Source organism: Roseibium sp. (assembly GCF_050301095.1).
In the GTDB taxonomy this organism is placed as follows: domain Bacteria; phylum Pseudomonadota; class Alphaproteobacteria; order Rhizobiales; family Stappiaceae; genus Roseibium.
In genome coordinates, this window is sequence record NZ_JBNKYW010000180.1 from 1 (window position 1) to 11,596 (window position 11,596).

Consider the following 11,596-nt stretch of genomic DNA (forward strand, 5'->3'; position numbering starts at 1 on the left):
AGCGCCAGCGCACGGCCATTGCCCGGGCGCTGGCGCATAATCCCTCCATCATCCTGGCGGACGAACCGACGGCAAGCCTCGACCGGGCAACGGCGGATATCCTGATCGAAGACCTGATTACCCTGACCCGTGAGGAGAAAAAGACCTTGATTGCCGTCAGTCACGATCCGCATCTTCTGAAACGCATGGACCGGGTCGCGGAAATCGCCGACGGCTGCCTGTTGAGGGAGGTTGCTCCTGTCTGACCTGACTTCCGACACCTGGCAGTCCCTGTCCCCCCTCGCGCAGGACGCGATGTTTCTTGCCCTGCTGCTGTTGCCCGCGCTGCTTGCGGGTGCCTTCGTGCTGCGCGGTTTTCGTCCCTTAGCCCTGGTCACCGCACTGTTGTGGCGTTTTCGCTGGAGCAATCTGACATTCGTTCTGCTGATCGCCGTTTCCGTCGGCATCGGCGTCGGCCTGATCGCCCAGGAACGGGGACTGCGCCGGGGCAGCGCGCGGGCCGCCGAAAAGTTCGACCTCATCGTCGCCGCGCCGGGCAGCGAGATCACCATGATGTTTGCCGCTGTCTATTTGCAGCCGAGCGACGTGCCCCTGCTCGACGGTGCGGCCTTTGATGAAATCGCCGGTCACGACCATGTCGACCTGGCAGCCCCCATTGCCTTCGGTGACAGTTTCGGGGACGCCCCCGTTGTCGGAACGACAGCGGAGTTCGTCACGCATCTGGCGGGCGGCCTTGCCGAAGGAAGGATGTTCGCCGCCACGGACGAAGCCATTGCCGGGGTCAAGGTGAACCTCGCCCCCGGCGACACGTTCAGCCCGGCCCACGGCGTGGAGGACGGCGCGGATGAGGACGCCCACGAAGGGCACGAGATAACCGTCGTCGGAAAAATGCCGCCGACCGGCAGTCCCTGGGACCGGGCGATACTGGTGCCGGTGGAGAGCGTCTGGCAGGTACACGGACTTGCCAGGGGACACGCGCCGGAGCGGAGCGGACGGATAGGCCCGCCCTTCGATGCCGACTATTTCCCAGGAACGCCCGCTGTGCTGGTCCGCGCCGATGCGCTCTGGGCCAATTACGCATTGCGCTCCGACTTTACCCGGCACGACATGATGGCTTTCTTCCCCGGCGCGGTGCTGGCCCAGCTCCATGCGCTGATGGGCGATGTCCGGCAGATCCTCTCGGTGATGGCGGTTCTGACCCAGGTGCTTGTCGCGGCCGGCGTGCTGACCGGCCTGATCATTCTCACGCGACTGTTTTCGCGGCGGCTGGCGCTTTTAAGGGCGCTCGGAGCACCTGTACGCTTCGTCTTCGCCGTCGTCTGGTCCTATGCGGCGGTTCTGATCGTCACCGGCTCGCTTGCCGGACTCGCGGTCGGCTGGGTCGGGGTGCGCCTGATCTCAGAGGCCGTTACCGCAAGGACGGATATTCTGGTCACGGCGTCACTCGACTGGCCCGAATTCCACCTGATCGCGGCCTTCGTCTCCCTCACGGCCCTCATCGCACTCTTGCCGGCTTTCCTGTCCGTGACACGCAATGTCATCGCGGAACTGAGGACGTGAAACTTGCTGTTTCTTCAAGATTGCGGCAATGGGATCAACAGGTTGCGAGTGAGACGCCCTTAACCCCTCCCTAAAAGAGGGAGGGGTCCGATGGAGGCTTCCCCACCGCGCTGTCTGATCCAATCCCGTTACCGGTACAGGAACGACTTTCCGTCTCCATCGAAGAGATGCAGTTTTTCCGGGGCTGCTGTCAGGCGGATACTTGTGCCCTTGGCGATCTGGTGAATGCCCGGAAGCTTGGCGATCAAGCCCGGTTCGCCGTTCTGGGACATGAAATAAAGCACCGTGGTCTCGCCCAGCGCTTCCACCATGTCCACATCGGCGGAGACCAGATAGTCGTCGCTTTCGGTGACCGTCAGATCTTCCGGACGAACGCCGAGCCTGACGGCCGCGCCCATGTCGCCTTCTCCGGAAGCAATCGGCATATCGGCATGGCCGCCATCGGCCATGCGCACGGAGGTCGTGCCGCCGGTGGCGGTCACTTCGGCCTCGATCAGGTTCATGGCGGGCGAACCGATGAACTGGGCGACGAACGTGTTGGCCGGGCGCTCGTAGAGATCGAGCGGCGCGCCGAATTGTTCCACGTCACCGCCGTGCAGCACCACAATCCGTGTGGCGAGCGTCATGGCTTCCACCTGATCGTGGGTGACGTAGACCATGGTGCTTTCCGGCATGCTTTCCTTGAGCTGGGCGATTTCGATGCGGGTGGCAACGCGCAACGCCGCATCCAAGTTCGACAGCGGCTCGTCGAAGAGGAAGACCTTCGGGTCTCGAACGATCGACCGGCCGATGGCCACCCGCTGGCGCTGGCCACCGGAGAGCGCTTTCGGCAGGCGGTCGAGATAGCTGGTGAGCTGCAGCCGGTCGGCGGCGGCCCGCACCGCTTTGTCGATTTCGTCGCGCGACTTGCCCGCGAGTTTCAGGGCAAAGGCCATGTTGTCGTAGACGGTCATGTGCGGATAAAGCGCATAGGACTGGAACACCATGGCGATGCCGCGCTGGGCCGGCGGCACGTCGTTGACCACCATGCCGTCGATCTCCAGCGTGCCGCCGGTGATCCTTTCAAGGCCGGCGATCATGCGCAGGAGCGTCGATTTTCCGCAGCCCGAGGGCCCGACAAAGACGATCAGCTCGCCTTGCTCGATCTCCAGATTGATGTTCCTGAGAACCTCGACGGTTCCATAGGACTTGCTGACATTTTTCAGGGACAACGAAGTCATGCCGGCTGTACCCCCAGGCTTGTTCTGTTCATGTTATTTGACCGATCCTGCGAGAAGGCCGCGCACGAGATAGCGCTGCATCGCGAAGAAGACGAAGAGCGGCACGGCAATGGAAACGAAGGCGGCGGTCGCAAGGATTTCCCAGTTGCCGCCGCGCGTGCCCAGAAGCTCGACGATCTGGTTGGTCATGACGGTGGTCGACCCTGTCGCGTCGATCAGGAACACCTTGGCGACAAGCAGGTCGTTCCAGGTCCACAGGAACTGGAAGATCGCGAAGGAAGCGAGTGCCGGAAAGCTGAGCGGCAGGATGATCCTCGTGAAGATCTGGAAATCGGTCGCCCCGTCGACCTTGGCATTCTCGATGATGTCCCGCGGCAGGCCCACCATGTAGTTTCGCAGGAGATAGACCGCGAGCGGCATGCCGAAGGCCGTGTGTGCCAGCCAGACGCCGAGATAGCCCTTGCCGATGCCGATGCCGAGATGCAGCCGCAGCAGCGGGATCAGCGCCAGCTGGAGCGGCACGACCAAGAACCCAACCACTGCGGCGATCAAAAGCGCCCGTCCCGGAAATTCCATCCAGGCCAGTGCATAGGCGGCAAAGGCAGCGACGACGATCGGGATGATCGTGGCCGGTATGGTGACTGTCAGCGTGTTGAAGAAGGCCTTGGCCATGTTGTCCTGACCCGTGCCTGAAAACAGGATGGTGCCGTAGTTCTTGAGCGTGAACTCGGGTGGCACGGTCGCGGTAACAAAAACGCGCTGCCCCCTGCCGGAGATCTGCTTGTCGTTGCCGCGCCAGATGTAGCTGCCGTCGGCCTGAAGGGTCAGGGACTCACCGCCCTTCATCTCGGCGGTCTCACCGGGTTGATGGGCTGATACGTCCCGGGAAGAGACGCCCCAGGACCGGATTTCGCTCGGCTCCCCTTCGAAAATGTTGCCGGTCACGACAAACCCGTCGCCGTCGGCAACCCGTGTGTCGTCGGGATCCGAGGTTCGAAAGACGACGTTCTGTTCGGAGGGCAGCAACGCGCTCCACCAGCCGGAGCTCGCGATCTGGTCCGCCGTGCGGAAGGAGGATACGAACAGTCCGACCGTCGGAAACAGCCACGCGACCACGAGAAGCGCGACGGAGACATGCACGGCCCATGTGAGGCCAGACTTCCTGCCTGCAATGCTAGCCATTATCGCATCTCCTTGCGGGCGTTATAGACATTCCAGACCAGGATTGGCGTGACCAGCAGCATGATGACGATGGCGCTGGCCGAGCCGACGCCCCAGTCGTTGGCGCGGAAAAGCTTGTCGTACATGTAGTTGGCCAGCACCTGGGTCTCCCACTGGCCGTTGGTCATGGCGAAGACGATGTCGAAGACCTTGAGCACGGTGAGCGTTATCGTGGTCCAGACGACGACGATGGTGCCCATGATCTGCGGCACCTTGATCTTGAAGAAGATCTGGAACGGGTTGGCGCCATCGATGATGGCGGCTTCCACGGTCTCCTCCGGAATGCCGCGCAGGGCCGCCGACAGGATCACCATGGCAAAGCCGGTCTGGATCCAGATCAGAACGACCATCAGGAAGAAGTTGTTCCAGAACGGCAGGGTGAGCCAGGTCTGGGGCGCGCCGTAGGGCAGTTCCGAAACCCAGAGCCCGAGAACCGCACTGACGGCGTGCCAGATCAGCCACAGCCCGCCGAGAGCCACCAGCAGCTGGAGCGGCACCAGCAGTGCCGACCGGTTTCTGCCTCCGGCCACCAGGTCGCGAACGAAGGACCAGATCAGATACCCGGTCACCCCCGCAAAGCCCAGAAGCAGAAGTGTCGGCAGGATCTGGAGGACAAGGACCGAGCCGATGCCACCGTCGAATTTCAGCCAGACCGCGTTCAGCACGCCGATCTGGTTCTGGTCTTCCGGGCGCGTGTCATAGATCAGCTTGAAGATGACCGAAGCGCCGACGAAGGAGATCGCCATCGGCATGAAGATGAGGGATTTGGCCGCATTGCCCCACCTGATCCGGTCGGTCAGCTGGGCAACAAGCAGGCCGGAGGCGGTCGAGGCCGCCGGCACGACGATCAGCCAGAGCATGTTGTTGCGCACGGCTTCCCAGAACTTCGCCTCGTTCATCATCTGGCGGTAGTTGTCGAAGCCCACGAAAGCCCCGCCCAGGGAGCGGTCCGTCAGCGACAGGCGCAGTGTTTCGAACACCGGATAGGCCAGATAAAGCGCCAGGGCAAAGAGGGCCGGAAACAGGAACAGCCAGGGCCGGACCATGTTGGCACGGTTGATGTTGCGCCCGGCATTCGGGCCGCGCGCCGGAAAGATGAACCTGTCGAGGATCAGGTTGGACAGGTAGAAGTAACCGAGGCAGGCTCCGACGCCGATGATGATGGTCATCAGGCCCAGGAGTGCCGGATTGTCCGATAGCATGGCCGTTCCCTCCCATTGTGGTTATGGGGAACCCCCGACGGCCGGGAGCTTCCGGTTTTGAGGAACTTTGTCGTTTTGAACGTTAACGCCCAATCGCCAGAAAAACGGCCGGCCCCGCGGAGGAAACCGGCCGCCAGGAGGATTACTTGATAGCGTCCCAGCTTTTCTGGATTTCACCGGCAACGGCTTTCGCGTCCTTGCCGCCGGCATAGTCGACCATGCCGGTCCAGAACGAGCCGGCACCGACAGCGCCCGGCATCAGGTCGGATCCGTCAAAGCGGAACGTGCTGGCGTTGACGAGGATCTCGCCCTGGCCGCGCAGCGTGTCGTCCTTGTAGGCGGCAGGGTTGGCCCCCTTGTGCGGGGTCAGGAAGCCGGTCTGCGCCATCATGATTTCATGAGCGAGCGGCTGCTTGAAGAATTCCATCAGCGCGTTGGTCGCATCGGACGGATTGGTGATCGCCATCAGCGTGCCGCCACCCAGAACCGGGCTGCCGAGGTCCTTGTCCGCATAGGCGGGGAAGTAGAAGAAATCGACGTCCGTGCCGAATTCCACGCCGTCCGGGAAGAAGGCCGGAACGAAGGAAGCCTGACGGTGCAAGTAGCACTGAGGGGGCGAGGAGAAGAGGCCTTTCGGGCTGTCGCGGAAGTCGGTGGTGGCCACGGTACCGGCGCCGCCTGCGACCTTGGCATCGTCGCGGGCGAACCAGCCGAATTCCTCGATCGCGGCAATCACGCGCGGATCGTCGAAAGCGATTTCGTTGGTCGTCCATTTGTCATAGACGTCGGCGGGCTGGGTGCGCAGCATCATGTCCTCGACCCAGTCGGTGGCCGGCCAGCCGGTCGCGGCCCCCGACCCCAGGCCGATGCACCAGGGGGTTTCGCCGTCGGCAACGATCTGTTCGGTCAAGGCCTTCAGCTCTTCCATGGTCGACGGCACTTCATAACCGGCGTCCTCGAAGTTTTCCGGCACGTACCAGACGAGGCTCTTGACGTTGACGTTGTAGAAGAAGCCGTAAAGCTGGCCCTTGCCGTCCTTGTCCTTGTAGGTGCCCAGATTGACCCAGCTTTCGCCGGCGCCGTAATTGTTGGCGACCCAGTCACCCATGCCGTCCGGCAGCGGCGTCAGCAGGCCGCGCGCGGCCATGTCGGCCGCAAGGCCCGGCTGCGGGAAGACGGCAATGTTCGGCGCGGCGCCCGCTTCGGCATCGATCACGATCTGCTGTTCGAAGGAGTCGGAGCCGGTGTAAATGACTTCGGCGCCGGTCGCTTCGGTGAAATAGGCCAGCACGTTGCGGAAGTAGCCGTCTTCCGGCTGCAGCCAGGGGCCGGCGATCGTCACGGTCTGGCCCTTCAGGTCCGGCGCGCTCTTGGCCCATTCGTTGTAGCTGTCCCAGTTGAAGGGACCTTCGCCCGGCGCGAATTTAAGATCGGCCGCCGCGGCGGCGTTCATGCACAGGCCGGCGCCCAGCGCCAGACCGGCCGCACAAGCCATCAAACGAGATTTCATGTCAATCCTCCCAGATTGTCCCTCCCTTGGGACATGCAATCAAAAGTGGCACACCTCACCGCCTGGCAGCAACACCCACCCGACGCTCCAGATTGGTAATCCCACCAGAACCGGTCATCCAAACCGCTTTGGATTTCGGCCTAAACATGTCTGGACGATCCGGACTTGTCAAGATTGCAGATCGCTAATAAATGTTGCATTTCAATAACAGCTTGTTTGGAGGGATGCTTTCAAAGCGTTTTGAGGCGGAATGAGCAACGGCGTGAACCTGAAAGAACTGTCCCAGCGGCTGAATCTGTCACAGACAACCGTCAGCCGCGCGCTGAACGGTTATCCGGAAGTCAGCGAAGCGACCCGCAAGCGGGTCGCGGAAATGGCCGCGGAACTCGGTTATGCGCCCAACAGCCAGGCAAGGCGCCTTGCGACCGGCCGGTCGATGGCCATCGGCCATGTCATCCCCCGTTCGATCCACGAGATGATGAACCCGATCTTCCTGGAATTCATCGCAGGTGCCGGGGAAACCTACTCCAAGCACGGCTACGACATGATCATTTCCGTGGTCGAGGATGCCAACGAGGAAGACGCCTACCGGCAGATCGCCTCCCGCAAGAAGGCGGACGGTGTCATCATCCACGGTCCGGCCAACAACGAGCAACGCCACAAGCTTCTGAAAGAACTCAACCTTCCATTCGTGGTTCATGGACGCATCCCGGGAGCGGAGGAGGAAACCTCCTGGATCGACATGAACAACCGCCGCGCGTTCGAGCGGGCTACAAGTCTGCTGCTCGACCTGGGCCACACAAGGATCGCGCTGCTGAACGGTCTGGAACACATGGATTTCGCCCGACGGCGGCGCGCCGGATTTGAGGCCGCGCTGGCCGCCCGGGGCCTTGCAGCCGATCCGGCGCTGATGCGCAGCGACGACATGACCGAGCCTTACGGCTGCGACAGTGCGATGGAAATGCTGTCGGCCGCCAATCCGCCAACAGCCTTTCTGGTGTCTTCAATGATTACGGCGATCGGTGTCGCCCGGGCCGTCGGGCAATGCGGCCTGAAGACCGGCAAGGACGTTTCCATCATCACCCATGACGACGCCCTCTCCTTTCTGCCGAACAGCGGAGAAGTGCCCATTTTCACCTGCACACGGTCTTCCGTGCGCTATGCAGGCGAGAAAGCGGCGGAGCTGTTGCTGTCCATGATCGCCGACCCTGCAAGCAAACCGTCGTCCCTGCATCTCGACGCCGAACTGATCATCGGCCAGTCGACGGGACCGGCGCCGTCCGGAACCGGAAACGCCTGACCCCGGAGGCGGGTCTGCCCGCGCAACGCTTCTGCCGCGGAAACCGGATCAGACGTGGCTCAATCCACAGGTCTGCAATACCTTTTCCATTGTCACAAGACCGCTCAGGCGGTGCATGCGGGCGATCTCGGACGCCTTCTCCGCCTGTCCGGCCCGGACCGCCTCCAGGATCCTGCGGTGATCCTCGGCATTGGAGGCAGGTGCCTTGTTCATTCGAAGCAGGACGGAATTGGCCCGGAAAACCTGGTTGAGCAGGTTCACGATCTCCAGTTCAAGCCGGGTATTGCCGCCCGCGCGGGCGACAAGCTTGTGAATCCGGTCGTCGATCAGCGCCCAGCTTTCCATGTCACACCGGGTCTGCGCCTCTTCGGCCTCGGTGATGGCCATGTCGATTTCGGACAGGAGCTCTTCATCCGGAGAGAGCTTGGCGGCCGAACTTGCGGCAAGCGCTTCCAGCACGGCCAGGATTTCGAAGATCTCGCAGATGTCCTTTTTCGAAATCGGCAGGATCTTCGCGCCCCGACGCGGAATAAGATCGACCAGACGCTCCGCCTCCAGGCGGATCAACGCCTCGCGCACGGGTGTCCGGCTCATTCCGAGCCGGCCAGCGATGTCAGGCTCCGGCGCCTGAAAGCCCGGCGGCAGTTCGCCGTTCAGAATTTCGGCTTTCAATCGTGCATAGGCCTTGTCGACCCGTGTCGTTTTGACTCTCGATGGCATTGCGGGAAGTACCCAATTCCTGACTGGCAGCAAAAAATTCTTCTGCCGGGATCCCTTCCCGGCACGGAGGTTCTTTTTTGAAAGCAAATCCATTCCAGATTGATAATTTTATCGATAGGATTTTATGAAAAACATTGACAATCTGGCCAATACCAATGGTGAATTCGCCACCTGCCCCCCGGTTCTTCCTTGGTTTGCCACAAAATTGCGGCGATCCGCAGGCTAAAAAGATTACTGTCAATATTATCGATAAAAACTCTTCAAATACCTGTCCGCATGCCGAATCCAGGCCCAGGTGCCTGTCCGCGACTCGTTTCAAGCAACCGCTTCAATGTGGTTGCGGGCACGTCAACCGACGGGAAACACGCTCAAACTACAACAAGAACCTCTTGAAATTTTTGACGAAACCCCATGGATCTCCGGGTATTGGCTTACCTTTGATTAACTATAAAAATCTATCGTGGGCACCAACAGAACCTTTGGTGCTTCAATGACAGCCTTGAACGGGCCGACAAAACGGATGCGACGGAAAAGACGCACTCCGGCCAGTCTACTGGCCGGGACGATGCTCGTCTGCCTTGTTTCGGTCCCGGCAACGGTTTCAGCCCAATCGCTGGAAGAGGCCATGGCATCGGCCTATGCGGTCAATCCGGGCCTGAAGGCGGAACGCTCGCGCTATCAGGCAACCAATCAGGACATCTGGACCGCAAGATCGGAGTTCCTGCCAAAGGTAACAGGCTCCTATCTCGCCGAGCAGGAGGCCTATCGGAGCGACCGCAGCCATACCAGCGACCGGGCCTTCAATCACGAACTGAGCGTGAGCATGTCGCAAACGCTGTTCCAGGGCCTTGCCGGGGTCAACCGGCTGAACCAGGCCCATGAAGAGGCGGAAAGCGGCCGCAACCAGCTCATCGGGGCCGAACAGACACTCCTGTTCAACACGGCTGACGCTTATTTGCGGGTGGTTCGCGACCGGGCCATTCTCGCGCACCTCACCGCCTATTCCGCCGTCGTCCAGCGGGAGGTGACAGCCGCCCGCGCACGCTTCAAGTCCGGCGACGCGACCCGCACCGACATTGAACAGGCGCTGGCGCGCCTTGCCGAGGCACAGGGCAACAGCGACCAGGCAAAAGGCGACCTGGAGGCCTCCGAAGCCTTTTACCAGCGACTGACCGGCCAAAATCCCGGCAAGCTCGGCTGGCCCGGCATTCCCAAGGCCATTGAACCGGCCGGACTGGACGACGCCATTTCAGTCGCGCTGCAGAACAATCCCAGGATCCGTTCGGCCACCGCCGATGCCAGAGCAGCGCGTTACGCCGCCCGGGCCTCCGTCGGCGACATGCTGCCCCGCGTTTCGCTGGAAAGCTCGTGGGAAAACGGCTACCGCGGCAATCTCGGCAATCGGGACGAAGAGGACTTCCGCATGGGAGTCCGGGTCACCGCGCCCCTTTTCACCGGCGGACGCAACATTGCCGCCGCCAAACGGGCGCGCTTCACCGCCGACGAACAGGAATTCCGCCTGGACGACACCCAGCAGATCGTGCGGGAAAACGTCATTCGGGCCATGAAACAGCGGGCCGCGGCGCGGCTCAGGGCCAAGGCCGGCAAACAGGCGATCGAAGCCAACAAGCGCGCCGTCAAAGGTCTGCAGGTGGAATTCAACAGCGGCCAGCGTTCCCTGCTCGATGTCCTCGACGGCGAAAGGGAACTGCTGCTCAGCCGGGTCAATCATGTCCGGGCCCGTTACGACGCGCGTATCGCCGATTTCTTCCTGCTGGCCAATATCGGCCGGCTGGCACCGCAGCATTTCTCGATCATCGAGGAACGCCCTGCCCCGGTCGCCAGACTGATCCCGGAGTTCAACACCTGGGACTTGCGCCTCGGCCCGTCTGAAAACGATGTCTTCCACGCCCAGATCGCGGAAGCGGAAACAGCGATGCCCGTGATCATCGAAACACAGCTCCTGCCGCCGGTCGAGTGAGCCTTCCGGCTCTCACGCCTCCTGCCGCAAGGCAGCAAGCGCCAGATCGCCCAGGACCGATGCAGGAGCATTTTTTCTCAAGAAAACCAGTTTTCGCGAAAGAGTTCCCGCTGCACCCGAAGGCCCAATGCGCAAGCGGCTTTCCGTCAGTCCCCGCCAATGCGGCACGATGGCCTGCCCAACCCCTTGCGCCACCAGCAGGGCAATCGTTTCCAGCGCATCCAGTTCGCACAGGATGTGCCCGCCTGCGATCCGCGCGTGACAGGCCTCCCAGATCAACCGGCCGCCCCAGGACGTGCGGTCGTAGACGATCCACGGCAGTGCATTTTCCCGAGTGTCCTGCCGAGACAGATCACCGGGGGAGATGTGAACGATCGCCTGAGTGACGAGTAGTTCGCTGACAATCCCTTTTGGCAGGGCAAAAGGCGGTTCAACGGTAATCGCCGCATTCAGATCGCCCGCAAGAAGGCCCTCATAAAGGCTTAGCGACGTCCCCGGACGGATCGTCAGTTCGGCATTGGGGGCCTTTTCGCGGAACGTGCGGATCAACGCCGGCACGGACTCGTGCAGCGCCGTTGAAACGGCCCCCAGGCGAAACGGACCGCGCAGGCCATCCGGATCAGCCTCCGCGCTCAGCCGCGCCGCGTCCCGAACCAGCTTCCGAGCCGGGGAAAGCAGGCGCAGGCAGGCCTCCGTCGGAACGGCCGCATGCGCTGACCGGTTGAGCAGTTCGCAATCGAGCTCGGCTTCCAGAACCCTGATGCGCTGGCTGACCGCAGCCGCCGTCAAGCCTTGAAGCCGGGCCGCCGCCGCGATCGATCCGGTGTCGACCACTGCCAGCAGGCTTTGAAGGAACCTTGTGTCCAAAACATTTTCCTATTC

At 62.0% G+C, this 11,596-nt stretch carries 8 protein-coding genes and 2 pseudogenes; 4 read left to right on the forward strand and 6 right to left on the reverse strand.

Features of this window, described 5'->3' with window-relative positions; translation table 11 throughout:
- Both ACQY7U_RS16970 and ACQY7U_RS16975 read left to right on the forward strand, forming a co-directional pair.
- A pseudogene (locus ACQY7U_RS16970) lies at positions 1 to 245 on the forward strand (ABC transporter ATP-binding protein); the annotation flags it as partial.
- Complete coding sequence (locus ACQY7U_RS16975; protein ID WP_428646764.1) at positions 232 to 1,560, forward strand: FtsX-like permease family protein; 1,329 nt, start codon at positions 232 to 234, stop codon at positions 1,558 to 1,560. The pseudogene ACQY7U_RS16970 and the gene ACQY7U_RS16975, both read left to right, overlap by 14 nt.
- Positions 1,561 to 1,688: 128 nt before the next feature.
- Here the strand turns inward: ACQY7U_RS16975 and ACQY7U_RS16980 are convergent, their stop codons facing one another.
- The 4 genes and pseudogenes from ACQY7U_RS16980 to ACQY7U_RS16995 all read right to left on the reverse strand — a co-directional run bounded on the left by ACQY7U_RS16980 (position 1,689) and on the right by ACQY7U_RS16995 (position 6,713).
- Positions 1,689 to 2,780 (reverse strand): ABC transporter ATP-binding protein, encoded by a 1,092-nt coding sequence (locus ACQY7U_RS16980; protein WP_428646767.1) that lies wholly within the window; start codon positions 2,778 to 2,780, stop codon positions 1,689 to 1,691.
- A 33-nt stretch (positions 2,781 to 2,813) separates the two neighbouring features.
- Positions 2,814 to 3,962: a carbohydrate ABC transporter permease gene (locus ACQY7U_RS16985; protein ID WP_428646769.1), complete on the reverse strand. Its 1,149-nt coding sequence runs from the start codon at positions 3,960 to 3,962 to the stop codon at positions 2,814 to 2,816.
- Positions 3,962 to 4,867, reverse strand: a pseudogene (locus tag ACQY7U_RS16990) (carbohydrate ABC transporter permease); the annotation flags it as partial. The gene ACQY7U_RS16985 and the pseudogene ACQY7U_RS16990, both read right to left, overlap by 1 nt.
- 478 nt (positions 4,868 to 5,345) lie before the next feature.
- Positions 5,346 to 6,713 (reverse strand): ABC transporter substrate-binding protein, encoded by a 1,368-nt coding sequence (locus tag ACQY7U_RS16995; RefSeq protein WP_428646772.1) that lies wholly within the window; start codon positions 6,711 to 6,713, stop codon positions 5,346 to 5,348.
- A 250-nt stretch (positions 6,714 to 6,963) separates the two neighbouring features.
- On the opposite strand from ACQY7U_RS16995, the gene ACQY7U_RS17000 reads away from it, so the two are divergent.
- Entirely contained in the window at positions 6,964 to 8,013 is a 1,050-nt protein-coding gene (locus ACQY7U_RS17000) for a LacI family DNA-binding transcriptional regulator (protein ID WP_428646775.1), read from the forward strand.
- Between the two features lie 48 nt (positions 8,014 to 8,061).
- Here ACQY7U_RS17000 and ACQY7U_RS17005 read toward each other — a convergent pair whose 3' ends face one another.
- The gene (locus tag ACQY7U_RS17005; RefSeq protein ID WP_428646777.1) at positions 8,062 to 8,733 is read right to left on the reverse strand and encodes a GntR family transcriptional regulator; all 672 of its coding nucleotides are present in this window, start codon (positions 8,731 to 8,733) and stop codon (positions 8,062 to 8,064) included.
- A gap of 520 nt (positions 8,734 to 9,253) precedes the next feature.
- Between ACQY7U_RS17005 and ACQY7U_RS17010 the strand changes: the two genes are divergently transcribed.
- Positions 9,254 to 10,714 carry a TolC family outer membrane protein gene (locus ACQY7U_RS17010; protein WP_428646780.1) on the forward strand — a complete coding sequence of 487 codons (1,461 nt, stop codon included), beginning with the start codon at positions 9,254 to 9,256 and terminating at the stop codon, positions 10,712 to 10,714.
- A gap of 12 nt (positions 10,715 to 10,726) precedes the next feature.
- On the opposite strand, the gene ACQY7U_RS17015 is transcribed toward ACQY7U_RS17010, so the two are convergent.
- Positions 10,727 to 11,581, reverse strand: a complete 855-nt coding sequence (locus ACQY7U_RS17015; protein ID WP_428646782.1) for a LysR family transcriptional regulator — start codon at positions 11,579 to 11,581, stop codon at positions 10,727 to 10,729.
- Positions 11,582 to 11,596 lie beyond the last annotated feature (15 nt).